This window comes from Variovorax sp. E3, assembly GCF_016082275.1.
Classification (GTDB): Bacteria; Pseudomonadota; Gammaproteobacteria; order Burkholderiales; family Burkholderiaceae_C; genus Variovorax.
Genome location: NZ_MOWM01000123.1, coordinates 1 through 24,238, shown reverse-complemented (window position 1 = coordinate 24,238; position 24,238 = coordinate 1). Strand labels below are relative to the sequence as shown.

Sequence of the window (24,238 nt, the reverse complement as noted above, 5' to 3'; positions counted from 1 at the left end):
CGCGGGCTGGGGCGGCTGGCGCACGGCCTACCTGCTGATCGCGGCGGTGGCGGCGCTGGCCACCTGGGGCCTCGCCCTCGGGCTGCCGCACCAGCTGGCCCAGGCACCCGCCGCCACGAAGCAGGCACCGGCCTTCGCGGTGGCGCGCGCGCCGGGCGTGCGGTCGGCGCTGCTGGTCACCATGCTGTGGGCCACGGGAGGCTTCAGCTTCTATACGTACATCGCGCTGTTCCTGTCGGGCACGCTGGGCTTCGGCGCCGATGGCGCGAGCGCCGTGTTCTTCGCCATCGGCGTGGCGGCGGCGGTGGGCACGGCGGCCGGCGGCTGGGCCACCGACCGCTTCGGGGCCGACCGCATGGCGCAGGGCTTCGCGCTGATGCTGGTGCTGATCCTGGGCGGCCTGTCGTTCGCGGCGCAGATGCTGCCGCGCGGGCTGGCGCTGCCGCTGATCGTGGGGCTGTCGGCGCTGTGGGGCTTCGCGGGCTGGGGCTTCGGGCCGGCGCAGGCGGTGCGGCTGATCCGGCTGGCGCCGGAGCGCGCGCCGATGACGCTGTCGCTCAACGCCTCGGCGGTGTATCTCGGCATTGCGGCGGGCTCGGCGCTGGGCGGCGCGGCGATCGACCTGTTCGGCGTGGGCGCGGTGGGTTGGGCCGGCGCGGCGATGCAACTGGCGGGACTGGCGCTGCTGTTGCGGGCCGGGCGCAAGGAACGCATGGCGGATGCGCCTCCGGTCGGGCCGGCCGCTGCCTGCGTCCACTGCTGATCAGCTATCTTTTCAATAGCAAGCAATGCTCCTGGAAAGGCCCTTCGGGGCCTTTTTCATGGATTCGTTGTTTTAAGACAAGCAACTGTCATGCCCCGCAAGCTATAATGTCGGGTTCGTTTCGATACCACGACGAAGAATTTCGTCAATACCGCCGGCTGACCTGCACTGTCCTTGGATTCTTCAGGCCTCTCATTCTCAAGCCGGCTTTCACAGTGTGTTGGAGCGCCAGACCGGGCGCCCATGATTGCCACCACTGCCTTCGTTTTTGTTGAAGCGAATAGCGCGTCCGCCGCGCCGTTCCGGCCGGCCCACGCCCGTTTTCAATTATTTTTCAGGCACTTCGCGCTCTTTTTTTGCGCGCCGTGCCAAGGCTTCATGGACATCATTCAACACAGTATCGCGGTGGGCAAGTACCTTGTTTCGCCGCTCATCCGACACCAGGACGACGGCAATTTCGCCGCTTCCGTCTCGATCCGCTCCGGCCACGGCAGCGGCATGCACGACCGCGTGATGCGTTTCACGCCGCGCTTTGCCAGCCACGCCGCCGCGGTGCGCTACGCCGTCGACCAGGGCCTTTGCTGGGTGCGCGAACGCGCGCCCCTCGCGCTCCCGTGCGCGGCCTGAAACAATTACGCCCGATTCCATCTCCAACACACATCGAACGATTCAGAGGTAATCACACATGCCCAAGGAAGAACTGATCGAAATGAACGGCGCAGTGACCGAAGTCCTGCCCGACTCGCGCTATCGCGTCACGCTCGACAACGGTCACCAGCTGATCGCCTACAGCGGCGGCAAGATGCGCAAGCACCACATCCGCATCCTGGCGGGTGACAAGGTGTCGCTCGAACTCTCGCCTTACGACCTGACCAAGGGCCGTATCACCTTCCGTCACCTGGAACGTCGCGGCCCGCCGCCGACCAACTCCGGCAACAACAACGCACCCCGCCGCTGATCCGCGACTGACGAAGGGCCTTGCGGCGCCCCGTGAAGGGCGCTTGGCAAGGCCTTTGTTTTGTTGCGTCTTTCCGGCTGCTGAACGATGACCACACCCAATCCCACAGCCGGCGGCCCCCAGGCCGACAACGGCTTTGCCTCGCTGGCGCTCTCGCCCCAGATGCTGGCCAACCTCACCCAGCTCGGCTACACGCAGATGACGCCGATCCAGGCGGCAGCGCTGCCGCCGGCGCTGCTGGGCAAGGACCTGATCGCGCAAGCCAAGACCGGCAGCGGCAAGACCGCCGCCTTCGCGCTGGCGCTGCTGGCCAACCTCAACGCCCGCCGCTTCGCCATCCAGGCGATGGTGCTGTGCCCCACGCGCGAGCTGGCCGACCAGGTCACGACCGAAATCCGCCGCCTGGCGCGCGCCGAGGAAAACGTCAAGGTCGTCACGCTGTGCGGCGGCGTGGCCCTGCGCGGGCAGATCGCCAGCCTGGAGCACGGCGCCCACATCGTGGTCGGCACGCCGGGCCGCATCATGGACCACCTGGAACGCGGCAACCTCGACCTGTCGGCGCTCAACACGCTGGTGCTCGACGAAGCCGACCGCATGCTGGACATGGGCTTCTTCGACGACATCGTGACGGTGGCGCGCCAGTGCCCCAAGGAACGCCAGACACTGCTGTTCTCGGCCACGTACCCCGAAGGCATCGCCAAGCTCGCGCAGCAGTTCATGAAGAGCCCGCAGCAGATCACGGTGCAGGCACAGCACGAAGGCAGCAAGATCCGCCAGCGCTGGTACCAGGTGAAGGACAGCGAGCGGCTGCACACCGTGAGCCTGCTGCTCGACCATTTCCGCCCCGTCAGCACGCTGGCCTTCTGCAACACCAAGCAGCAGTGCCGCGACCTCGTCGAGGTGCTGCAGGCGCAGGGCTTCAGCGCGCTGGCGCTGTTCGGCGAGCTGGAGCAGCGCGAGCGCGACCAGGTGCTGGTGCAGTTCGCCAACCGCAGCTGCTCGGTGCTGGTGGCCACCGACGTGGCGGCGCGCGGGCTCGACATCTCGCACCTCGAGGCGGTGATCAACGTCGACGTGACGCCCGACTCCGAAATCCACATCCACCGCGTGGGCCGCACCGGCCGCGTGGGGCAGGCCGGCGACGCCGAGGGCCTGGCGCTGAACCTGGCCAGCATGAACGAGATGGGCCACGTCGGAAAGATCGAAGTGCTGCAGGGCCGCGAGTCGGAATGGCACGAGCTGGCCGAGCTCACGCCCGGCCAGGGCGCGCCGCTGTTGCCGCCGATGGCCACGCTGCAGATCGTGGGCGGGCGCAAGGAAAAGATCCGCGCCGGCGACGTGCTGGGCGCGCTGACCGGCGACTGCGGCTACGCGAAAGACCAGGTCGGCAAGATCAACGTCAACGAGTTCTCGACGTACGTGGCGGTCGACCGCACCATCGCCGAGGAAGCGGCGCGCAAGCTGTCGAGCGGCCGCGTCAAGGGCAAGTCGGTCAAGGTGCGGCTGCTGACGCCGCAGTCGCAGTAACGGCACTGGCAGCCACGGGCTGCGGCGTGGCCAGCGCCGCGGCTTCGGCATGCGCCGAAGTCGGCGCCACCGGCGCGTCGAGCACGGGTGCGGGCACCGGGGCCGGCGCCGCGTCGGGCCGAACCTCCTGCCGCGCCAGCTTCGCGGCCAGCCGGAACGCCACCACCACGGCCAGCAGGCCGAAGATCGACGAGCCCACGGCCTGGCCGATCAGCACGCCCGCCGCGCCATGGTGCGAGCCCCACCACGCGAACGGAATCGTGCCCAGCGTGGCGCGCCCCCAGTTGAACCCGGTCGACAGCAGCGGATGCCCGAGGTTGTTGAACGACGCGTTCGCCACGAACAGCCCGCCCGCGAAGAAGAAGCTCGCGGCCAGCCAGCTGCAGAACAGCGAAATCAATTCGGCCGCCTGCCCCTCGGCCGAGAACGCGCGAATCAGCACGCCCTGCCCGAGCGCCAACACCAGCCACGCCACGGCCACCGACGCCACCATGAACAGCAGGCTGTCGCGCAGCCCTTCCTGCACGCGCCGGTACTGCCCCGCGCCCAGGTTCTGCGCCAGGATCGGCCCGACCGCGCCGCTGAGCGCGTAGACCAGCCCGAGGCCACCGGCGTGAGCCGGTCGATGGTGGCCGCGCCCGCCACCGCCGACGGGCCGAACTGCGCGATCGCATGCGTCACGAGGCCGCGCCCACCGGCGTGGCCAGGTTGGTCAGCACCGCCGGCCCGGCGACCGTGCCGAGCGCGCGCGCATCGGCGCCCAGCCGCGACGCATCGAAGCGCCCGAGCATGCGATGCTTCACCATCACGCCGTGCAGGCCGATGGCCGCCAGCACCATGCGCGAGACCACCGCGCTGATGGCCGCGCCGTCGAGCCCCAGGCCGAAGCCGAAGATCAATATCGGGTCGAGCACCGCCGTCACGAAGGCCGCCGCCAGCGTGACCGTCATCGAGCGGCGCGCGTCGCCCACCGAACGCAGCAGCGCCGACGTCGCCATGCCGATGCCCAGGAGCGGCAGCGTGTGCACCGTCACCGACAGGTAGCGCTGCGCCAGCCGCGCCGTCTCGCCCTGCGCGCCGAGCGCCTGCAGCGCCGGGTGCAGGAAAAAGGCCGTGCCCGTGCCCACCACCACCGACAGCGCGGTCATCAGCACGAGGCTGGAGGTGCCGATGCGGCGCGCGTCTTCGGCGCGGCCCGCGCCCACCGTGCGCGACACCACGGCCGCGATGCCGATGGTCAGCCCGATGCACAGCGACGCATGAAAAAAGCCCACCACGCCCGCGAAACCGACCGCCGCTGCCGTCTCTTTCTCCCCGAGCAGCGAGATGTAGAACAGGTTGATCAGGTCGACCGCGAACACCGCGATCAGGCCGATGGCACCCGTGCCCGCCATCACGCAAACATGGCGCAGCAGCGAGCCCGAAACGAAGCGCGGACGCTCGACGCCGGCCGTTGTTCCGGTTATTGGCATATGAAATCCTCGATGTGGCCTAATTGCAGGTTCGAACATTACTTTTACCCGAGCTTTTCATGCCCAAGACATTCCGTACCGAAGCCGAACGCGTTGCCACCCCGAAGCCGACGCCGCTGCCCGGCTACGCCCTGCCCAAGTCCGGTGGCGGCCAGAAGGTCAGCCTCGAGCGCGGCACCGCCACGCGCAGCAAGAAGAACCCTGGCAAGCGCGCCAAGAAGGGCGGCTGATCCAGCCCCCGCTGGCTCCCTCCCGGAGCCACGACGAACGCGCCCCCGGGCGCGTTTTGTCATTGGGACGACGGCCCTGAGCCCCTCGCGATGTCCGACGACAACCAGATCTTCATTCCGCCCTCGTTCTTCGCGGTCTACAGCGACGCGCGCCAGCGCCTGAGCGAACCGATCGGCGTGGTGCGCGCGCGCTACGAGATCTGCGAAGACCTGGCCAACCACCTCGTGGGCCACGCGCAGATCCAGCACCACACCGAGGTGCCGGTCGAAAGCGAGATCCTGCGGCGCATCCACGCCGGGCTGGCAACGCCCGAAGCGGGCGTGTCCGTGGCCGAGGCCACGTGGATCGTGCAGCGGCTGGCCGAGCTGCTGGGCTGGCAAGGCCCCGAGCCGGCGCCCGAAGCAGACTGAGCCCGACAGGCAGGAGCGAGACCCCGTGCTGCTCAAGGTCGGAGAACTCGCCCGGCACACCGGCCTCACGGTGCGCACGCTGCACCACTACGACGCCATCGGCCTGCTGGCGCCCTCGGCGCGCTCCGAGGCCGGCTACCGGCTCTACAACGCCGCCGACATCGCGCGCCTGCACGCCATCCAGGCGCTGCGGCTGCTGGGCCTGCCGCTGGCCGAAATCGGCGGGCTGCTGGGCGGCGAGGGCTGCGCGCTGCCCGCCATCCTCCAGCGCCAGATGGCCTCGCTCGACCAGCAGATCGCGCAGGCCACGGCCCTGCGCGAGCGCCTCGGCCTGCTCGAGCAGCGCCTGGCCGAAGGCGCCCAGCCCGACCTGAACGACTGGCTCGCCACGCTCGAGCAGATGACCGCCTACGGGCGCTACTTCAGCCCCGCCGAGATCCGCTCGCTCATGGCCAACTGGAAGGTCGTGGCCGACCGCTGGCCGCCGCTGGTGGCCGAGGTGGCCGCGCTCATGGCCCGCCAGGTGCCGGCCGACGCGCCCGAGGTGCAGCCGCTGGCCGCGCGCTGGATCACGCTGCTGGGCCAGTGGATGGACGGCAACTACGACCTCGTCACGCGCTGGGGCGAGATGTACCGCCGCGAACCCGTGGCGCGCCGCGACGACGGGCCGTCCCCCGCGCTGATCGACTACATCGGCATTGCCATCGGCCTGCGCATGGCCGCGTTGCTGCGCCACCTGAGCACCGGCGACATGGCCCGGCTGGGCCCGCCGCCCGAAGACGAATGGCGCGCGCTCGCGGCCGAACTCGCCGCCTTGCAGGCGCGCGGCGTTCCGCCCGAGGACGAGGCCGTGCAAGCCATCGCGCGCGAATGGGCGCGCCTGTTCGACGCCTTCACCGACCACGACCCCGGCATCGCCGCCCGGCTGATGCAGGCGATGGCGACAGAACCGCTACTGCAGGCCGCGGCCGTGGCAACGCCCGCGGTGCGCGACTACCTGCTGCGCGCCATGGCCGCCGCGCCGCGCCAGAAAAATCTTCCGCCAGCCGCCGGCCGCGCTTGACCCTGACGTTGCGTGAGGCCCAACAGTGGCCGCATGAACAACGCACACACACCACCCCAACGGCTCCACGCGCTGGACAACCTGCGCGCCCTCATGATGTGGCTCGGCATCGTGCTGCACGTGGCGATCAACCACCTGACCGTGAACTCGCCGCTACCCTGGCGCGACCCGAAGACCTCGCCGGTCGCCGACCTGCTGCTGATCTTCATCCACAGCTTTCGCATGCCGGTGTTCTTCGTGCTGGCGGGCTTCTTCGTGGCGCTGCTGGTCGCGCGGCGCGGGGCCGACGGCATGCTGGAGAACCGGGGCCTGCGCCTCGCGCTGCCCTTCGCGATCTTCTGGCCGCCGCTGTTCGTGGCGACCACGGTGCTGGCGATGGTCTACATCCACCTCACCGTGCGCGGCGTGCCGGGCATCGACACCGCGCTGACGCCCGCGCGCCAGCCCGGCGGCTCGCCGTTCAACACCCTGCACCTGTGGTTTCTCTACCAGCTGTTCTGGTTCAGCGTGATGGCGTGGGCCGGCATGCGGCTGCGGCGGTTCGTGTCGGCACGGCTGCGCGAGATGATCGCGCGCGGCTTCACGGCGCTGCTCGAAAGGCGCTGGGGCTTCGTGGTGCTCGCGTTGCCGCTGGCGGTCGTCGGCATGTTCTATCCGTCGGGCATGGTCACGGAAAGCGGCTCGTTCCTGCCGCCGTTTGCCGAGTGGGTGCAAAGCGGCCTGTTCTTCGTGGCCGGCTGGTACGTGCACGGGCAGCACGAGCGGCTGCTCGCGCGCTTTGCCGCGCGCTGCAAGGGCTACGCCGTGGCCGGGCTCGCGTTCTTCATCGCCACGGTGGCGCTGCTGGGCGCCGCCCGCACCGGCGGCACGCACCACCTGCCGCACCCCGAGTTCTGGATCGCCTTCGCCTACAACGTGACTGCATGGCTCTGGAGCCTGGCGCTGATCGGCGGCTTCGTGCGCTACCTGCCGCGCCAGAACGCCGTGCTGGCCTATCTGTCGCGGAGTTCGTACTGGGTGTACCTGGTGCACATGCTGGGCACTGTCGGCTTCGGCATCCTGCTGTTCAATGCGCCGCTCGGCGCGGTCGCGAAGATGGGGCTGAACGTTGCGGCCACCTCGCTGGTCGCGCTCGCGAGCTATGAGCTGCTGGTGCGCCGCACGCCCATCGGCCGGTTGCTGAACGGTCAGCGGCCCGAGAACCGCTCCACCAGGAAGTCGACGAAGGCCCGCGTCTTGGCCGCCAAGTGACGCGAGGGGTACACCGCGTACACCGGCGTCCGGTCGGCCTCCCAGTCTTCGAGCACGGCTTGCAGCCGGCCCGCCGCCAGTTCGTTCTCGACGTAGATGCGCGGAACCAGGCTCAGGCCGAAGCCCGCGAGCAGCGCGTCGCGCACGGCGATGCTGGAGCTGACCTTGTAGCGCCCGTCGATGGCCACGGCCACGCTGCGGCCGGCGCGGTTGAAGGTCCATTTGTTCGCATGGCCCGACAGCGTGAACTGCACGCACTCGTGCGCCTTCAGGTCCTCGGGCTGCACGGGGCGGCCGAAGGCGGCGAAGTAGCCGGGCGCGCCGCACAGCACGTGGTCCATGGTCATGAGCTGGCGCGCGACGAGGCTCGAGTCCTCCAGCCGATCGCTGCCGCGAATGGCCAGGTCGTAGCCCTCGCCGATGATGTCGGAGCGGCTGTCCTGCAGGTTCAGCTCGAGCCGCAGGTTCGGGTAGCGGGCCATGAACTCGGGAATGGCGGGCGACAGCGAGGTGAGCGCAAAGGTCAGCGGCGCGCTCACGCGCAGCACGCCGCCGGGGCTGCTGCCCATGGGCGCGAGCGCGGCGTCGGCCTCGGTGAGTTCGTCGAGGATGCGCGACAGGCGCTCGTGGTACGCCGCGCCCGCTTCGGTCAGGCTCATCTGGCGCGTGGTGCGGTTGATGAGCCGCACTTTGAGGTGCGTCTCCAGCTCGGCGATGTTCTTGCTGACGGCCGCGGCCGACAGCCCCATCTGCCGGGCGGCGCCGGCGAAGCTGCCCGTGGCGGCGGCGGTGCGAAAGACCTTGAGGGCCGTGAGATGGTCCATGCTGGATCGACCCGGATTGACTACCGACAGTAAAGAATCAATTCATTATTCGGGCATTCACAACCCACGGTCAATTCAATAGATTCGACCCATGACAAGCCGCACCACCGACGTCCTCCTGACCGCGTCAGCGCCCGCGATCTGGGGCAGCACCTACATCGTCACGACCGAACTGCTGCCGCCCGACTACCCCCTCACGGTGGCGCTGCTGCGCGCGCTGCCGGCCGGCCTGCTGTTGCTGCTGATCGTGCGCAAGCTGCCCGAGCGCGCATGGTGGGGCCGCATCTTCGTGCTCGGCGGGCTGAACTTCTCGATGCTGTGGGCGATGCTGTTCCTGGCGGCGTACCGGCTGCCGGGCGGCGTGGCGGCCACCATCACCTCGGTGCAGCCGCTGCTGGTAGTGTTCCTGGCGAGCGCCTTCTTGGGTTCGCCGGTACGCGCGCTGTCGGTCGCGGCGGCGGTGGTCGGCATGGGCGGGGTGGCGCTGCTGGTGCTCACGCCCAACGCGGCGCTGGATGCCGTCGGCATTGCCGCGGCCGTTGCGGCCGCCGTGTCGATGGCCTTCGGCACGGTGCTGAGCCGCCGCTGGCAGCCGCCGGTGTCGGCACTGACCTTCACGGCGTGGCAGCTCACGGCCGGCGGCCTGCTGCTGCTGCCGGTGGCGCTGCTGCTGGAGCCGCCGCTGCCCGCGCTCACGCTGCACAACTGGATCGGCTTCGGCTGGCTCGGCCTCGTGGGCGCCGCGCTGACCTACATCGTGTGGTTCCGCGGCGTGGCCCGGCTGGAGCCCTCGGCGATCGCGCCGCTGGCCTTCCTGAGCCCCGTGACGGCGGTGATCCTCGGGTGGGCGCTGCTGGGGCAGAGCCTCTCGGCGTGGCAGGTGGTGGGCATCGGCATCGTGATCGCGAGCATCTGGCTCAGCCAGCATGCGCAGCGCGGTGCGCAGCCGGTGGTGCGGCCCGCGCAGGCCATGCGCTAGGGCCTGTCTCGCACAGCCGCACGCTCAGAAGGCGTGCCGTATGCCGAAGTCGTAGCCCATGGCGCCGCGCGGCTCCATGCCGCCGGTGGTGACGTAGGCCGCCTGCGGGAAGATGGCCGGCAGGCTCAACACCAACGGGGTGACGCCCATCACCGTCGGATTGTTGTGTCCGTTGCGGATGCCGATGCGCGCCACCGTCGCGTACAGCGCGGTGCGCTTCGACAGGTTGTGCACGTAGCCCAGCGCCAGCTTGTCGACCGAGGCACCGCTGTCCGGCAGGCCGTTGCCGTTCCTGAAGTTCACGCGCGCGAACGATGCGCGGACGAGCCCCGCGCCCACCGGCATGTTCACGCCGGCGACGAAGCCGTCGTAGCGGTCGCTCGACCGCGCACCGAAGGGCGCCGCGCCGTCGCGCGCATCGCGCGCATCACGCACGCGCGACCATTCGCCGAAGACCTTCAGCGCCCCGAAATCGTAGGAAGCGCCGAGGTTCAGGCTCTTGATCTTCTCGCCGCCGGAAGCGCCGCTGAGCAGCGTGCTCTCGCCGTAGCCGAGCGCCACGTCGGCCGGGCCGCTCGCCCATCCCGCGCGGGCGCCGGCGAAGCGCCCGCGTCCCGATGGGCTGTCGGGCGCGTTGTCGAGCTTCACGTTCTCATGGAAGGCGTACTGCACCTGTCCGTAGAAGCCGCCGAGCCCCGGCGGCAGGAAGTAGCTGACGGCGTTGCTGGTGCGCAGGTAGCTGTCGGTACCGGCCGACAACGCGCCGTTGAGCAGCCCCCCGGTAGCCAGCGCCCGCGAGGCCGCCAGGTTGCTGTTGACCACGGCGATCAGGTTGGTGCCCACGCCGTTGACGGAGAAGGGGTCGAACACGCCGTCGTTCCAGAACGAGGTGGTGTAGTCACGCCCCAGGCGCAGTTCGCCGAAGGGCCCCGAAAGGCTGAGCGTGGAGCGGCGGCCGAAGTTTCCGATGCCGCCGCCCACGTCGTTGGACAGCGGTGCTTCCAGCCAGAAGCCGGCCGCCAGACCGCCGCCCAGATCCTCGGTGCCGCGAAAGCCCAGCCGGCTGGACGCGTAGCCGGAAGGCGACAGCGCCGTCTGGCTCTGCGTCACCTGCCGCGGCAACGCCAAGCCCCAGGATCGGCTCCTGGTGCTGTAGTGGCTGACGCCGGCGTCGACGACGCCGAACACCGTGACGGACGACTGCGCCGCGGCGGTGCCGGCAGCGGCGAGCACAGAGAGTCCCAGCATCAGGTTCTTCATGGACAGGTTCTCCTCACATCGATCGATCGGTCGGCGGGCGAGCGCCCGCATCGGCCCCTCCGGCTCGCCCGGATGCGCGCGCATGCGGCGGCAAGCACCGGAAGGTCAGGGCACGAGCACGGTGGCGCCGATGGTCTTGCGCCCTTCGAGCGCGCGATGCGCCTCGGCCGCGTCGGCAAGCGCGAAGCTCTGCTGCGGCTCGCTCACGATGCGTCCGGCCAGCACGTGGTCGAACAGCTCCCGCGCCATGTCCAGCATGTGGGGGCGCGGGTGGATGTAGTGCACCATCGCCGGCCGCGTGAGCCAGATCGAGCCCTTGGCGGCCAGCAGCTGCGAATCGATCACCACCGAGCCCGAGGAAGTCCCGTTGCTCACCAGCGTGCCGCGCGGCTGCAGGCAATCGAGCGAGGCCTCCAGCGTGTCCTTGCCCACCGAGTCGTAGACCACGGGCACGCCCTTGCCTTCGGTGATCTCGCGCACGCGTTGCGCGATGTTCTCGCGCGAACTCACGATGGTGTGCGCGCAGCCGTTGGCCCGGGCGAGCGCGGCCTTCTCGTCGGTGCTGACCGTGCCGATCATCGTCACGCCCAGGGCGCGGGCCCACTGGCAGGCGATCAGGCCCACGCCGCCGGCGGCCGCGTGATACAGGATGGTTTCGCCCCCCTTCAGCGGATAGACCTGGCGGAACAGGTACTGCGCCGTCATGCCTTTCATCATCAGCGTGGCGGCGGTGCGATCGGAGATGCCGTCAGGCAACGGGATGAGCACGTCCGCGGGCATCACGCGCACCTGCGCGTAGGCGCCTTGCGGCCCGAGGAGATAGCCCACGCGGTCGCCCACGCGGATGCCGGTGACGCCCGGCCCCACGGCCTCGACCACGCCCACCGCGTCGGAGCCCAGCCCCGACCCCACGCCGTCGTGCAATGCAAGCGGGTAGCGGCCGGTGCGAAAGTAGATGTCGATGAAGTTGACGGCGATCAGGCTGTGGCGCACGCGCGCCTGGCCCGGGCCGGGGTCGCCGACCTCGACGTCCTCCAGCCTCAGGACTTCGGGGCCGCCGGTCTCGTGCAAGCGGATGGCCTGGGTCATTGCATGTCTCCTGGTTCTCGTTCGGGGCGCGGGACGCCGGCTCAGTCGAGCTTGATGTCGTAGTTCCTGACGATCCCGGCGTTGCGGTCGAACTCCTCCCGCAGATCGCCGCTCGCCTGGGAAAGGGTGCGCTCGTTCATCGGCTCGAAGCCCGCGCTGCTCACGTTCGCGCGCACCGCCGGATTGGCCGCGATCTTCTGCAGCACCGCATGGATCTTCTCGGCCAGCGCGGCAGGCATCCGCGACGAGGCGATCACGCCGGTCCAGTTGCTGAAGCTCACGGCCGGATAGCCCAGTTCGGCGAGCGTGGGAACGCCGGGAAACTCCGGCAGGCGGGCCGGGGCCGCCACGGCCAGGAGGCGCACCTTGCCCGCCACGATCAGCGGCTTGGAAGTGACCGCGCCGTCGAACATCAGCGGAACCTGCCCACCCATCACCTGCGCCAGCGCGGGGGCGGAGCCGGGGAACGGGACATGCTGCATGTCCAGCCCCGCGGCCTTGTTCAGGATGGCGCCGGCGTACTGCGACGCGGTGCCCGCGCTGTACGACGCATAGGCCACCTGGCCCGGATGCGCCTTCACGTAGGCGATCGCCTCCCTCGCATCCTTGGCGGGAAATTGCGGCGAGGCGATGAAGAGCATCGACGAACGCGCCATCAGCGCGACGGGCTTCACGTCCTTCAGCGGATCGAAGCCGCCCTTGAGCACATGCGGCACCTCGGTGAGCACGTTGCTGGCGGTCATCATCAGCGTCTGGCCGTCGGCCGGCTGGGACAGCAGGTACTTGACGGCGATGGCCCCGCCGGCGCCCGGCCTGTTCTCCACGATCACCGCCTGGCCGATGTCGCGCGAGAGCTGGTCGCTCACGATGCGCGCGAGCACGTCGATGGTGCCGCCCGGCGGGGCCGGGACGATCATCTTCACCGGCTTGTCGGTGTAGGCGGACGCCCATGGCGAGGCCAGCGCCAAGGCGGCGGCGGCGAGCACGGCGGCGATGCGCAAGGGAAGACGGAAGACACGCGTCATGGCAGCTCCAGTGCGGCGGCGGCTCAGGCCGCCTTGCGCAGAAAGCCCTGCTGGGCACCATTGCGATTGGGCGCGAAGCCGTTGGCCAGCAGCGACTCTTCCGTCGTGTCGTAGAAGACGCCGATCTTGGAGATCTCGCGCGCCTGCTGCGCCGTCGCGATCGGCCGGCCGAACTCGCGCGAGATGCGCACGAGCTGCTCGATCTGCGCCACGGCACCGATCTTGGCCGTGCGCGACTGGTTCCACAGGTTGTCCTCGGTGCCGCAGCGCACGTGCAGGCCCATGGCGATGCCCATCATGTTCACGGGCAGCACGTTGAGCACCGAGCTCTCCACCGTGAGCACCGCGCCGTCGGGCACCGCGCGCACGAAGTTGGCGAGGTTGTAGATGTTCGGCGCGTCCATGCCGCCGCCGATGGCCACCCAGTTCATCACCAGCGGGCCCTTATAGATGCCGCGGCGCATCAGCCGCTCGACCGACTCGAAGCTGTTGATGTTGTAGCACTGGAAGGCGCTCTGGATCCCGGCCCGGGTCAGGCGGCGGATGTGCTCCTCGGCCCAGCCCGGCTGCGCGGGCACGGTCATCTCCTTGTAGGCGTTGAAGACCACCGGGTCTTCCATCGAGGTGCCGCGGATGTCGCGCATGTCGAACTGCTCCAGGATGTTCATCTGCGAGGTGTTGATCGTCACCGTCACCTGGTCGGGCGTGGGCTCCAGCTCGGCCAGCATGTGGCGCGTGTCGTCGGACAGCCACTTGGCGGCCGCGCCTTCGGACTCCGGCGCGAAGCTGATCGAGCCGCCGACCTGGATGATCATCTGCGGCACCGCGCGGCGCACGCCGGCGATCAGCTCGTTGAACTTCGACAGGCGCTTGCTGCCCTTGCCGTCGAGTTCGCGCACATGCAGGTGCAGCACGGTGGCGCCGGCGTTGTAGCAGTCCACCGCCTTCTGGATCTGCGCTTCCATGGTGACCGGGATCTCGCCCGGGAAGTCAGAGGGCAGCCAGGACGGCGCGTAGGGGGCGGCGGTGATGATCAGCGGCTGCTGGTTTTCGGGGAACAGGTGACCGTCGAGAAAGTTCATCGGGAGCTCCGTGGGAAGTGCAGATCAGAGAGGCGGGCGGGGGAAAGAAGGACAGCGGATCAGAAGGTCGGCGTGCCGACGATGCCGGCGCGTTCCATCTTGCGGTGGCAGGGCGGGTAGTCCATCACGGCGTAGTGCTGCGTGGCGCGGTTGTCCCAGATCGCCACGCTGTTGGGCTGCCACCGCCAGCGCACCTGGTACTCGGGAATGGCGGCCTGGCCGATCAGGTACTGCAGCAGCGACGAGGCGCCCTGCGTGAAGTCCTGGCCACAGCGCACGTTGGCGGGCGTATGGAAGTTGGTGAAGTGCGTGGTGAACCCGTTGACGAACAGCACCCGCTCGCCGGTCTCGGGATGCGTGCGCACCACGGGGTGCTCCGCGTCCGGGTACCGGGCCCTGAGCGCGAGGCGCTTCTCGATGGGCATGGCCGCGCCGAAGGTGCATTCGATGCTGTGGCGCGCGCGCAGCGGAGCGATCAGCGCCTTGACGTCCTCGGGCAGCCGCTCGTAGGCCGCGGCCATGTTGGCCCACATCGTGTCGCCGCCCACCGGCGGGCACTCGATGCAGCGCAGCACGCAGCCCATCGGCGGCGCCTCGCGCCAGGTGGCGTCGGTGTGCCAGCTGTTCTCGTAGCGGTCGTTGGGGGCATCCGGCGTCTTGTAGATGCGCACCAGGCCCGGGTGCTCCGGGTCGCTGCCGGCGACGGGATGGTCCTCCAGCTCGCCGAAGCGCCGCGCGAACGCCACGTGCTGCGCCCGGCTGATGTCCTGGTCGCGCAGGAACAGGACCTTGTGGCGCAGCAGCAGCGCCTTGATCTCGGCGAACAGGTCGTCGTCCCGCGCCGCATCGGCCAGGCTGACGCCACTGAGCTGGGCGCCGAGAACGCATGTCAACGGTTCGATCCGCATGTCTTGTCTCCATGGGGTTCGACAAGCTGCGGCCGGGTCCGCAAGGGGTCTCGTCGTGGCGTTTTTTTCTCTTGCCTGCCCTTTGTTCGTGGGCAGTGCATGGGAGGAACTGTAGAAGTGCGTGCCCCGCGGCGCTTTGCATTCGGTGCCATTCGTTTTGCATTTGATGCCAGAATCGACCGCACCCAGAAAGGCTCGGCCATGACGGCTTTGGTGCGCGCGGCAGCGCTGACGAACTTCCCGGAGGTGGCGCAGGAACTCGGCTGCGACGCCGGCGCGGCGTTGCGCAGGGCGGGCCTGCGCGCACAGTTGCTCCGGCAGCCGGACCAGCTCGTGGAAGCCGACCGCGTGGCGCGGCTGCTCGAGGATGCGGCGCGCGAGACGAAGTGCGAATCCTTCGGCCTGCGCATCGCCGCGCGGCGCCAGTTGTCGAACTTCGGCATGGTCAGCCTGCTGCTCATGCACCAGCCGACGCTGCGGCAGGTGCTGCTCACGCTGATCCGGCACCTGCACCTGCTGAACGAAAGGCTGGCGATCCAGGTCGAGGACGCGGGCCACCTTGTCATCCTGCGCGAAGAGCTGACCGTGTCCGTGGACGCGCGGCAGTCCATCGAACTGGCGATCGGCGTGCTCTACCGGATGTGCGAGGCACTGCTCGGGGATCGGTGGCAGCCCGCGGGCGTGAGCTTCACCCACGAGCCGCCGGCCAGCGAGGCTTTCCACCGCCGATTCTTCAAATGCCGCATCGAGTTCGATGCCGCTTTCAACGGGCTGGTGTGCCGGGCGGCGGACCTGGACGTGCCCAATCCGCGCGCGGACCCGGTGCTGGCCGAATACGCGCGGAAGATCATTGCGCAGGCCCCCGACGGGCGCCAGCGCTCCATCGACCAGGAAGTGCGCAAGGCCATCTACCTCATGCTGCCGACGGGGCATGCCACGTGCAAGGGCGTCGCGCAGGGACTCGGGACGAGCATGCGCACGCTGCAGCGCGAACTCGACGCGCACAAGCTGACGTTCAGGCAGTTGCTCAACGATGTCCGGCAGGAACTCGCCCGCCGCTACGTGGCCAACAGCCGCTACAGCCTGGGCGAGGTGGCCGCCATGCTGGGCTACAGCACGCACAGCGCGTTCACCCGGTGGTTCAGCGCCCAATTCGGCTGTTCGCCGGAATCGTGGCGCAGCCGCCCGGCCGTGGAGGCACGGCAGCCACGCGCCCGAAAGGGCCGGGCCTAGGCGGCAAGCGCGGAGGTGGCGCGCCTCAGCAGGCTCAGGTAGCCCGGCTGCACTTCCATCCGCGTGGTCGCACCCTGCCGCCGCAGCAGCCGGTGCGCCTTCGGCAGCGCCCAGCACGGCAGGTTGGTGAACATGTGGTGCTCGCAGTGGTAGTTGACCCAGTAGGGCGCCACCAGCACGCGCTCCAGCCAGCCGGCGTGCGTGGTGCGCGCCTGCCTGAGCGGGTCGGCCTCGTTCTGCGCGACCAGCGCATGCTCGGCGATGTTGCGCACGCGGCTCACGAGCGGCAGCCACGTGGCCATCGGCAGCAGCCACATCAGCAGCCACGCCCACCAATAGCCCGCGAGCGCGAAGGCCAGCAAGCCCAGGCCGTTGGCGATGAAGAAGCGCCTGTCTTTCGCGAGCTCGCGGCCGAACGCCTTGAAGGCCGACTCGCCCGGTGCCCGCTTGCGGATGCCCTCGGCGATATGCCCGAAGCGCTGCTTGTAGAAAGTCTGCCCGCTCAGGTCGCGCACCACCTTGCGCCACATCGATTCCCGCGTGATGGGGAAGGGCGCCGACAGCACCAGGTCCGGGTCTTCGGTCTGCTGCACGAAGCGGTGGTGCTGCAGGTGATAGGGGCGGTAGTCGCGCAGCGTCGACGAGCACAGCCAGTAGCCGACCCAGTCGTTGACCTTGCGGTTGCGGTGCAGCCCCGCATGCGCCGCGTCGTGCATGAGGATGAAGAGCCCCAGCTGCCGCGTGCCGACGACCGGCACCATGAACGGAATGGTCCACGGCCACACGATGCCCGCGAGCATTGCCGCGCCGATCACGCCCCAGCAATGCAGCACCAGCCACAGCCCCTTCCACGACGAACGCGTGGTGAGCGACTGCCACTCTTCGGTGGTGAAGAAGTCTTCGGGTTGGGCACGGGGAGCGGCGGCCATGCGTTTCAGTATGCGCCGGCGCGCGGGCCGTGGCACGCGGAATTCCCCGATGGGCAGGCTTGGCAGAATCGCGCAGCCACAACGCACCACAACCCGCAGAGGAACCCGGCCATGCCCCTCGTCACCATCCGCCTCGCGCGCCGCGAGCAACCCGCCACGCGCGAACAAAAGGCCGCATTGATCGCCGGCGCCACCAGGCTGATGCAGGACGTGCTGGGCAAGCGGCCCGAAGACGTGACCGTGCTGATCGACGAGATCGACCCCGACAACTGGGGCCAGGGCGGCGAGAGCGCCACGATGCTGCGGCAGCGCCGGCGCGCCGCGAACGGGTAGGTCGGCGCTACTTGTCGATGATCTTGCGCGCGAAGACTTCGAGGTAGTCCATCAGCCGGTCGCGCCCGCGATGGCCGCCGCCTCGTCGCCCGTCGCGATGCCCTGCGCCAGTTCGAGGTGCGCGTTGGCGCCTTCGACGATCTCGCCTTCGTGCTGGTAGGCGTACCAGAAGCGCCGGCACTGCACGATGAGCGGCACCACCGCCTTCACCGCCGAGTCGTTGTGGCTCGCCTGGTGGTTGACGAGGTCGAGCGCGCGGTCGGCCTGCATGTAGTCATTGAGGTCGCCCCGGCCCGCAGCCTCGACCATCGTCTCGGCGCAATGCACGATGGCCTTGCGCTGCTGCGCGGTGGCGCGCCGCGCCGAGCACGCCGCGATCAGCCGCTCGAGCACGCGCCGCGTCTGGATCACGTCGAGGTGGTCCGCCAGGTCGATGGTCGACACCAGCAAACCCCGGCGCGGCTGCTGCACGATGAGCCCGATCGACACCATGCGCATCAGCGCCTCGCGCACCGGCGTGCGGCCGAGCCCCGTGCGCTCGGCCAGGTCGGCCTCGGCGATCTGGCTGCCCGGCTCGAGCTGCATGGTGGACAGCAGCGTCTCGATGGCGTCATAGGCCACGTCGGCGGCGCGGCGCTTGGGCGGGGGGCGGGAAACGGTCTTCGGCGGGGCCATGGTTCTGTTCTTCGGATGCGCCGTCATTGTCGGGCGTCCTCGCCGGGCGCAAGGCCGGCCAGTGTCGCGATGCGGACCGGCGACAGCGGCGAGCGCGGCACGGGCGGCGTCCATCCGAAGAGAAATTGCGCGGCGTCGCCGCAGACGCGCCCCTGGCAGGCGCCCATGCCGCAGCGGCGGTGCAGCTTGGCGTCGGTCCAGCCGGTGCAGCCCGCCAGTGCGGAGAAGGGCACGTCTTCGCAGCGGCAGACGAGGGTGTCGGGCCGCGGCATGCGCTTGATGTCGTCGGCCAGCGCGAAGCTGCGGTGCAACTGGGCGGCGAAGGCGTTCCAGCGGGCGCGCTCGCCGTCGTGGGCTTTGGCTTCACGTTCGTTGCCGACGGCGGCATGGCCGGCGATGGCGCCTGTGCGAGCGCGCGTTCGCTGCCGCCGAAGCCCGTGCATTCGCCGGCGGCGTAGATGCCTTGGACGCTGGTGGCTTGCAGCGCATCGACGGCCAGGGCCTGCGCGCCGCCGCCCGATGCGGTGAGCGCGCAACCGAGCATCTGCCCGAGCTGCGTGTTCGGCGTGAGGCCGAAGCCGCAGGCGATGCGCTCGCACGCGATGTCGACCTCGCGTTTGTCTTGCCGAAGCCGCGCCGATTCGACCTGCGACGTGCCTTGCGCCGAGACGATGCGCGACGACGTGCGGTACTGCGCATCGGCCAGCGTCACGGCCTGCGCGGCCTTGCCCGGCCAGCGCGCCAGGCTCGCGCCGAATCGCGCGATCGAGGCGAACGACGCCTGCTCGGCAATGCGCAGCACCTTGGCACCCGCCGCGCGTGCCGTTGCGGCGGCAGCAAGCAGCAAGGGCCCGCTGCCCGCGATGACGATGCGCTCGCCCTCGACCGGCATGCCCGCCTTGATGAGCGCCTGCAGGCCGCCCGCGCCCGTCACACCGGGCAGCGTCCAGCCCGGAAAGGGCAGGAGCAGTTCGCGCGCGCCGGTGCAGAGAATGAGCTTGCGCCACCGCATCCGCGTCGCGCCTTCGGCGTCTTCGAGCAGCAGCTCGTTGGGGGCCGGAACAGCGACGGTGCGCGTGCCGCTGCGCACGCGGATGTTCGCGTGGCGCTCGAGCGCATCGCGCCATTTGCGCGCCGCCGGGGGCAACGCCGCACCGGGACCATCGCGCCAGATCTGTCCACCGGGCGCGGGGTTGTCGTCGATGACGACGATCGACGCGCCGCCCGGCGCCGCCGCCACGGCCGCTGCCATGCCGGCAGGGCCCGCGCCGACGATCAGCACGTCGCAACTGTCCGAGGCGATGCCCGTCATTCCAGCGTCTCCACGCGCATGCCTTCAGCACACACCGTCTGGCAGGCAAGCCGGCGCCGGCCGTCGACCAGCACGCGGCATTCCTGGCACACGCCCATGCCGCAGAACGGCGCGCGCCGCTCGCCCGTGACCGACGTGCGCGCCGCGCCCATGCCACCGGCCACGCGCAACGCGGCAGCCACCGAGCTGCCCGCCTTCACGCGCACCAGGTGGCCGTCGATGTGCAGCAGGGTGTGGACGCTCATGCCGTCTCCCGCAGGCCACGCGGCGCGTAGGGGGTCGCGTCGAAATCGGGCGTGGCGCCGGTCATCAGCGCCGCGAGCAGGTGCGCGCTGCCCGGCGCGGTCGTCACGCCGAGGCCTTCATGCCCGACCGCAAGCCAGAGCTTGTCGCGCCACGGATGCTTGCCCAGCAGCGGCAGGCCATCGGGCGACGCGGCGCGCATGCCGGTCCACGAGCGCACCGCATTGAGGCTCGCGAGCCCCGGCAGATAGTCGAGCGTGCGCTGGAGCATGCGTGCGAGCATCGGCGCCTCGACCGCGGGGTCTGTCGTGTCGAACTGGCGCGACGAGCCGACCAGCAGTTGCCCCGTGGGGCGCGGCTGCACGTTGAACGCGACCGAATCGCCGTCGCTGTGATGCGCGCTGGTCACGTAGCCGAGTTCGACGAGTTGGTGGTGCACCGTGCCCGGATAGCGATCGGTGATCAGCAGATGGCCCTTCTTCGGGCGGATCGGCAGTTCGGGGCACAGCGTCGTGGCCTGGATGCCGTTGGCCAGCACGATCTGCGGCGCGCTGCGGCGGCTGCCATCGGCAAGCCGCAGCGTGCCGTCGGCTTCGATGGCTTCGACCTTCGCGTGCTCGACGCGCACCGAAGCGGTGGCCTGCGCGAGCAGCCAGCGCGCCGCGTTCGGCGCGTAGAGGATGCCGTCGCCCGGCACTTCGAGCGCACCCGCGAGGCCTTTGCGCAAGGCGGGCTCGGCGCTGGCCAGTTCGCTCGCCGTCAGCAACCGGCTGTCGATGCCGTGCGCATGCAAACGCTGCTGCTTGCGCTCGGCCTCCGCCATCTCTTCGTCATTCGCCGCGATCCACAGTGTGCCGCATGCGCTGTACGCACAGTCTTCGCTCATGCGCGGCGCCAGCGCGCGCCATTGCGCGACCGAGCGGCGGCTCAGTTCGAGTTCGGCCGCGTTGTCGTCCATCACCACGAGGTGGCCCATGCCCGCGCCGGTAGCGCCGCCCAAGCGCGCATCGAGCACCAGCACTTTCCGTCCCGCTTGCGCGAGCGCATGCGCGCAAGCCGCGCCGACGATGCCGGCGCCGATGACGATGACGTCCGCGTCCATGCCGCCCGGTGTCAGAGGCGAATGCCCCAGCCGAACGGGTCTTCGTCGTCGATCAGCAGCGTGGCCTCGGCGCTGATGTGCGCACGGCCGCGCAGCGTGGGAATGATCTGGTCGCCGTCCATGGCGTAGCTGGCCTCGAAGCGGCTGCCGATCACGCTGGCCTGCGTCCACACGCGCCCGGCGCGAGCTTGCCGTCGGCCGCGAGGCAGGCGATCTTGGCGCTGGTGCCGGTGCCGCAGGGCGAGCGGTCGTAGGCGTTGCCGGGGCACAGCACGAAGTTGCGGCTGTCGGCGCCCTGGTCGTCGCTTGCGAAGAGTTCGATGTGGTCGATCTCCGCGCCCTCGGCGCCGGTGATGCCCTGCGCGGCCAGCGCCTTGCGCAGCGCAGCGGTGTAGTCGGTCAGCGCCGCGAGGTTGTCGCTCGCCACGCGCTGGCCATGTTCGCTCACCAGGAAGAACCAGTTGCCGCCCCAGGCCACGTCGCCGCGCACGGTGCCGTGGCCCGGCAGCTCGACCGCCACCTGGCGCAGATGCCGGTACGCCGGCACGTTGCGCACGCTCACCGAGCCGTCTGCGTGCAGCGTGGTCGTGACCGTGCCCACGGGCGTCTCGATCCTGTGCTCGCCCACGCCGATGCGCCCCATGTGCGCCAGGCTCGCGACCAACCCGATGGTGCCGTGCCCGCACATGCCCAGGTAGCCCGCGTTGTTGAAGAAGATCACGCCCGCGGCCGCGTCGGGCGACACGGGCGCGCACAGCAGCGCGCCCACCACCACGTCGCTGCCGCGCGGCTCCAGCACGGCGGCCGCGCGCCATTTGTCGTGGCGCTCGGCCAGCAGCGCGCGGCGCTGCGCCATGCTGCCGCCGCCCAGATCGGGAAACCCGCCGATCACAAGGCGCGTGGGCTCGCCGCCCGTGTGCGAGTCGATGACCTGGATGCGATGCATGTGGCGCCTTCCCGCTCGATCAGTAGCTGGCCAGCGGCACGGGCGCGGCGTTCTTGAAGGTGAACACCGTGATGGGCGCCTGCTTCATGTTGCCCTTGTCGTCGTAGGCGTAGGTGGCGGCCACGCCCTTGTAGGTGGTCTTGTAGAGTTCGGCGCCCACCTTGTCAGGGTCGATGGAGTTGGCCTTCTTCATCGACTCGCCGATGAACATGACCTGGTCGTAGTACGAAGCGGCGTACGCGTCGGCATCGACGTTGAAGCGCTTCTTGAACTTCTCCTTGAACGCCGGGCCGCTTTGCGCCTTCTCGAGGATGGAGCCGCCCTGCGCGCAGAACACCAGGTCGTTCACGGCGTCGCCGCCGAGCTTGCCGGTGGCGGGGCTGCACACGGTGTCGCCGCCCAGCAGCTTGCCGGGCACGGCGAGCTGCTTCATCTGGCGCGCCATGGGCGCGGCCTGCGGCGCATAGCCGCCGAAGAAGATGGCCTCGGGCGCCTTGGCCTTCATGTTGGTGAGGATGGCGGTGAAGTCGACGGCCTTGTCGGTCGTGAACTCCTGGCCCACCACGGTGAGGCCCTGCGTCTTCGCTTCCTTGGTGAACTCTTCCGCCAGGCCCTGGCCGAAGGCGGTGCGGTCGTCGATCACGCCGACCTTCTTGACCTTGAGCACCTTGGCCGCGTAGACCGCCATGGCGCCGCCGATCTGGTTGTCGCTCGCGATGATGCGGTAGAGGTTCTTGTAGCCGCCCTGCGTGACCTTGGGGTTGGTGCCCACGGTCGACAGCAGCACGCCGCCGTCGCTGTAGATGCGCGAGGCCGGAATGGCCACGCCCGAGCAGTACGGGCCCATGACGAACTTCACGCCGTCGTCCACGAACTTCTGCGCCACGCTCACGCCGGTCTTGGCGTCGCACTGGTCGTCTTCGGACACCAGCTCGAACTTCAGCGTCTTGCCGCCGACGTTGAGCTTCTTCGCATTGAGCTCCTCCACGGCCAGGCGCACCCCGTTTTCATTGTCCTTGCCCGCGAAGGCATTGGGGCCCGACAGCGGTCCGCTGTGACCGATCTTGACCACCTGCTCCTGCGCATGCACCTGGCCTGCAACGGCAAGGGCCACGAGGCCGAGAAACGAAACCATGCTTGCTTTTGTCTTCATGCTTCTTCCTACTGGTTTGGGGACGATGAAAAAACGCGGTGAGCCGCGGTTATTACATGACCGACTGGTATTGAACAGGCCGCGTCGCGAGCGCCTTCTTCACGATGCCTTCGATGAACTCGCGCTCGGCGCCGATGAGCGGCAGGCGCGGACGGCGCATGTGCTCGGTGCCCACGCCCACCAGCACGTCGATGAGCTTGAGGTTCTGCACGAGCTTGGTCGACACGTCCAGGTGCAGCATCGGCGTCATCCACTGGTAGAGCTTCAGCGCCTCGGCGAACTGGCCGGCCTTCATGAGGTCGTACAGCGCCACGGTCTCGCGCGGGAACGCGCAGCCCACGCCGGCCAGCAGGCCGTCGCAGCCGAGCGCCAGGCCTTCGTAGGCGAGGTCGTCCACGCCCAGGAACAGCTGGTAGCGATCGCCCACGGTGTTGCGCAGGTCGGTGATGCGGCGGATGTCGTCGGTGCTTTCCTTGATGGCCGCGATCCATTCGCAGTCGGCCAGCTCGACCATGTGCTGCGGCTTCAGGTCGACGCGGTAGGCCACCGGGTTGTTGTAGACCATGATGGGTTTCTGCGCCGCGTTGGCGATGGTGCGCACGTTGAGCATGGCCTCGCGCGCGTCGGCCACGTAGATCACCGAAGGCATGACCATGAAGCCGGCCACGCCGAGCTTGTTGGCGCCCTCGACGTAGCGCAGCGCCTCGCGCGTGCTGGTCTCCGACACGTTGGCCAGCACGGGGATGCGGCCGTCGGCCGCCTCGAGCGCGATCTTCGCGACCTGCAGCTTTTCTTCGAGCGACAGCGTGCTGGCTTCACCGAGCGAGCCGCAGGTGACGAGGCCGTGGATGCCGTTGCGGATCTGGAAGTCGATGTGCCGGGCCGTGCCTTCGGCGTCGATGCGCTCGTCGGCGTGGAACTTGGTGGTGACGGCGGGGAAGATGCCTTGCCAGCGGGGATTGCTCACTTGATCGCTCCTTGTGGATGTGCGGTGTGGAAGCGCCGCACTTTAAATATATTAAGGATATATCGTCAAGATATCCGTGGGGCAAGCGCTCTTCCACGCGTGGAGCTTGTGTGATATCGCGAGGAAGAGGAGGGGAGCGAGGGGAGCGCCGGCGGGCTACTTGTGCCCGTTGGCCGGGCGCAGCACGCCGCCCTTGAGCGTGACGGGCTTGCCGATCGGCGGCGCGGTCTTGGTCTCGACCGTGCGCAGCGAGCCGTTCTGCATGCGCACGCCGACTTCGTACACCGTGACCGTGCGCACGTGCTTCTCGATGGCATTGCCCGCGAAGCCGCCGCCGACCGCGCCAAGCACGGTGGTCGCGGTGCGGCCGTTGCCGTGCCCGAACTGGTTGCCGACGAGGCCGCCCACCACGCCGCCCGCGACCGCGCCCACGCCGGTGGTGCGCTGGGCGCGCTGCACCGGACGAACGGATTCGACCTGGCCGCAGACCGCGCAGGGCGGCG

Annotated in this window: 25 protein-coding genes and 3 pseudogenes; 11 read left to right on the top strand and 17 right to left on the bottom strand. The window is 69.5% G+C overall.

The features are described 5' to 3' along the window. The 4 genes from BMG07_RS30160 to dbpA all read left to right on the top strand — a co-directional run. A partial coding sequence (locus BMG07_RS30160) for an MFS transporter (protein WP_198087621.1) occupies window positions 1-763 on the top strand: 763 nt, incomplete at its 5' end. Window positions 764-1,141: 378 nt separating this feature from the next. Beyond that, window positions 1,142-1,390 (top strand): hypothetical protein, encoded by a 249-nt coding sequence (locus BMG07_RS30155; protein ID WP_198087622.1) that lies wholly within the window; start codon window positions 1,142-1,144, stop codon window positions 1,388-1,390. A 58-nt stretch (window positions 1,391-1,448) separates the two neighbouring features. Further along, window positions 1,449-1,721, top strand: coding sequence for a translation initiation factor IF-1 (infA, locus tag BMG07_RS30150; protein ID WP_015867950.1), 273 nt, complete (start codon window positions 1,449-1,451; stop codon window positions 1,719-1,721). An 87-nt stretch (window positions 1,722-1,808) separates the two neighbouring features. Next, window positions 1,809-3,248, top strand: a complete 1,440-nt coding sequence (dbpA, locus tag BMG07_RS30145; protein WP_198087620.1) for an ATP-dependent RNA helicase DbpA — start codon at window positions 1,809-1,811, stop codon at window positions 3,246-3,248. On the opposite strand, the gene BMG07_RS43120 is transcribed toward dbpA, so the two are convergent. Further along, entirely contained in the window at window positions 3,214-3,798 is a 585-nt protein-coding gene (locus BMG07_RS43120; RefSeq protein WP_269759553.1) for an MATE family efflux transporter, read from the bottom strand. The genes dbpA and BMG07_RS43120 overlap by 35 nt on opposite strands. A 127-nt stretch (window positions 3,799-3,925) precedes the next feature. Further along, window positions 3,926-4,720: an MATE family efflux transporter gene (locus BMG07_RS43115; RefSeq protein WP_269759551.1), complete on the bottom strand. Its 795-nt coding sequence runs from the start codon at window positions 4,718-4,720 to the stop codon at window positions 3,926-3,928. Window positions 4,721-4,779: 59 nt separating this feature from the next. Here BMG07_RS43115 and BMG07_RS30135 point away from each other — a divergent pair, with 59 nt between their 5' ends. The 4 genes from BMG07_RS30135 to BMG07_RS30120 all read left to right on the top strand — a co-directional run bounded on the left by BMG07_RS30135 (window position 4,780) and on the right by BMG07_RS30120 (window position 7,675). Then, window positions 4,780-4,950: a hypothetical protein gene (locus BMG07_RS30135; RefSeq protein WP_198087619.1), complete on the top strand. Its 171-nt coding sequence runs from the start codon at window positions 4,780-4,782 to the stop codon at window positions 4,948-4,950. 90 nt (window positions 4,951-5,040) lie between these two features. Beyond that, window positions 5,041-5,361 carry a hypothetical protein gene (locus BMG07_RS30130; protein ID WP_198087618.1) on the top strand — a complete coding sequence of 107 codons (321 nt, stop codon included), beginning with the start codon at window positions 5,041-5,043 and terminating at the stop codon, window positions 5,359-5,361. Window positions 5,362-5,386: 25 nt separating this feature from the next. Continuing rightward, window positions 5,387-6,424: a TipAS antibiotic-recognition domain-containing protein gene (locus BMG07_RS30125; protein ID WP_198087617.1), complete on the top strand. Its 1,038-nt coding sequence runs from the start codon at window positions 5,387-5,389 to the stop codon at window positions 6,422-6,424. A 33-nt stretch (window positions 6,425-6,457) separates the two neighbouring features. Then, on the top strand, window positions 6,458-7,675 hold the full coding sequence (locus BMG07_RS30120; protein ID WP_198087616.1) for an acyltransferase family protein: 1,218 nt from the start codon (window positions 6,458-6,460) through the stop codon (window positions 7,673-7,675). On the opposite strand, the gene BMG07_RS30115 is transcribed toward BMG07_RS30120, so the two are convergent. Further along, window positions 7,612-8,499 (bottom strand): LysR family transcriptional regulator, encoded by an 888-nt coding sequence (locus BMG07_RS30115; protein WP_198087615.1) that lies wholly within the window; start codon window positions 8,497-8,499, stop codon window positions 7,612-7,614. The two genes, BMG07_RS30120 and BMG07_RS30115, sit on opposite strands and share 64 nt — an antisense overlap. A 91-nt stretch (window positions 8,500-8,590) precedes the next feature. Here BMG07_RS30115 and BMG07_RS30110 point away from each other — a divergent pair, with 91 nt between their 5' ends. Next, window positions 8,591-9,478 (top strand): EamA family transporter, encoded by an 888-nt coding sequence (locus BMG07_RS30110; RefSeq protein WP_198087614.1) that lies wholly within the window; start codon window positions 8,591-8,593, stop codon window positions 9,476-9,478. A gap of 24 nt (window positions 9,479-9,502) precedes the next feature. Here BMG07_RS30110 and BMG07_RS30105 read toward each other — a convergent pair whose 3' ends face one another. The 5 genes from BMG07_RS30105 to BMG07_RS30085 all read right to left on the bottom strand — a co-directional run bounded on the left by BMG07_RS30105 (window position 9,503) and on the right by BMG07_RS30085 (window position 14,842). Next, window positions 9,503-10,738 (bottom strand): porin, encoded by a 1,236-nt coding sequence (locus tag BMG07_RS30105; protein ID WP_198087613.1) that lies wholly within the window; start codon window positions 10,736-10,738, stop codon window positions 9,503-9,505. A 105-nt stretch (window positions 10,739-10,843) separates the two neighbouring features. Continuing rightward, window positions 10,844-11,827, bottom strand: a complete 984-nt coding sequence (locus BMG07_RS30100) for a quinone oxidoreductase (RefSeq protein WP_198087612.1) — start codon at window positions 11,825-11,827, stop codon at window positions 10,844-10,846. 41 nt (window positions 11,828-11,868) lie between these two features. After that, window positions 11,869-12,852: a tripartite tricarboxylate transporter substrate binding protein gene (locus BMG07_RS30095; RefSeq protein ID WP_198087611.1), complete on the bottom strand. Its 984-nt coding sequence runs from the start codon at window positions 12,850-12,852 to the stop codon at window positions 11,869-11,871. Between the two features lie 23 nt (window positions 12,853-12,875). Beyond that, window positions 12,876-13,934, bottom strand: a complete 1,059-nt coding sequence (locus BMG07_RS30090) for a 3-keto-5-aminohexanoate cleavage protein (RefSeq protein ID WP_198087610.1) — start codon at window positions 13,932-13,934, stop codon at window positions 12,876-12,878. A 59-nt stretch (window positions 13,935-13,993) separates the two neighbouring features. Next, window positions 13,994-14,842, bottom strand: a complete 849-nt coding sequence (locus BMG07_RS30085; protein WP_198087609.1) for a TauD/TfdA family dioxygenase — start codon at window positions 14,840-14,842, stop codon at window positions 13,994-13,996. A 201-nt stretch (window positions 14,843-15,043) separates the two neighbouring features. Between BMG07_RS30085 and BMG07_RS30080 the strand changes: the two genes are divergently transcribed. Continuing rightward, a complete protein-coding gene (locus tag BMG07_RS30080) occupies window positions 15,044-16,075 on the top strand; it encodes an AraC family transcriptional regulator (RefSeq protein WP_198087608.1) in 1,032 nt (343 codons plus the stop codon). Here the strand turns inward: BMG07_RS30080 and BMG07_RS30075 are convergent. Next, on the bottom strand, window positions 16,072-17,004 hold the full coding sequence (locus tag BMG07_RS30075; RefSeq protein WP_198087607.1) for a fatty acid desaturase family protein: 933 nt from the start codon (window positions 17,002-17,004) through the stop codon (window positions 16,072-16,074). The two genes, BMG07_RS30080 and BMG07_RS30075, sit on opposite strands and share 4 nt — an antisense overlap. Window positions 17,005-17,115: 111 nt before the next feature. Between BMG07_RS30075 and BMG07_RS30070 the strand changes: the two genes are divergently transcribed. Continuing rightward, window positions 17,116-17,337: a 4-oxalocrotonate tautomerase family protein gene (locus BMG07_RS30070; RefSeq protein WP_198087606.1), complete on the top strand. Its 222-nt coding sequence runs from the start codon at window positions 17,116-17,118 to the stop codon at window positions 17,335-17,337. A gap of 7 nt (window positions 17,338-17,344) precedes the next feature. Here the strand turns inward: BMG07_RS30070 and BMG07_RS30065 are convergent. The 8 genes and pseudogenes from BMG07_RS30065 to BMG07_RS30030 all read right to left on the bottom strand — a co-directional run. Next, window positions 17,345-18,039 (bottom strand): annotated as a pseudogene (locus BMG07_RS30065) (GntR family transcriptional regulator). Next, a pseudogene (locus BMG07_RS30060) lies at window positions 18,036-19,324 on the bottom strand (FAD-dependent oxidoreductase). Before BMG07_RS30060 ends, BMG07_RS30065 begins: the two co-directional pseudogenes overlap by 4 nt. After that, window positions 19,321-19,569 (bottom strand): (2Fe-2S)-binding protein, encoded by a 249-nt coding sequence (locus tag BMG07_RS30055; RefSeq protein ID WP_198087605.1) that lies wholly within the window; start codon window positions 19,567-19,569, stop codon window positions 19,321-19,323. The pseudogene BMG07_RS30060 and the gene BMG07_RS30055 overlap by 4 nt, the downstream one beginning before the upstream one ends. Further along, entirely contained in the window at window positions 19,566-20,669 is a 1,104-nt protein-coding gene (locus BMG07_RS30050) for an FAD-binding oxidoreductase (RefSeq protein WP_198087604.1), read from the bottom strand. The genes BMG07_RS30055 and BMG07_RS30050 overlap by 4 nt, the downstream gene beginning before the upstream one ends. A gap of 11 nt (window positions 20,670-20,680) precedes the next feature. Next, window positions 20,681-21,615: pseudogene (locus tag BMG07_RS30045) on the bottom strand (4-hydroxyproline epimerase). A gap of 19 nt (window positions 21,616-21,634) precedes the next feature. Next, window positions 21,635-22,768 (bottom strand): branched-chain amino acid ABC transporter substrate-binding protein, encoded by a 1,134-nt coding sequence (locus BMG07_RS30040; RefSeq protein WP_198087603.1) that lies wholly within the window; start codon window positions 22,766-22,768, stop codon window positions 21,635-21,637. A gap of 52 nt (window positions 22,769-22,820) precedes the next feature. Further along, a complete protein-coding gene (locus BMG07_RS30035; RefSeq protein WP_198087602.1) occupies window positions 22,821-23,735 on the bottom strand; it encodes a dihydrodipicolinate synthase family protein in 915 nt (304 codons plus the stop codon). Window positions 23,736-23,891: 156 nt separating this feature from the next. Then, a partial coding sequence (locus BMG07_RS30030) for a glycine zipper 2TM domain-containing protein (protein WP_198087601.1) occupies window positions 23,892-24,238 on the bottom strand: 347 nt, incomplete at its 5' end.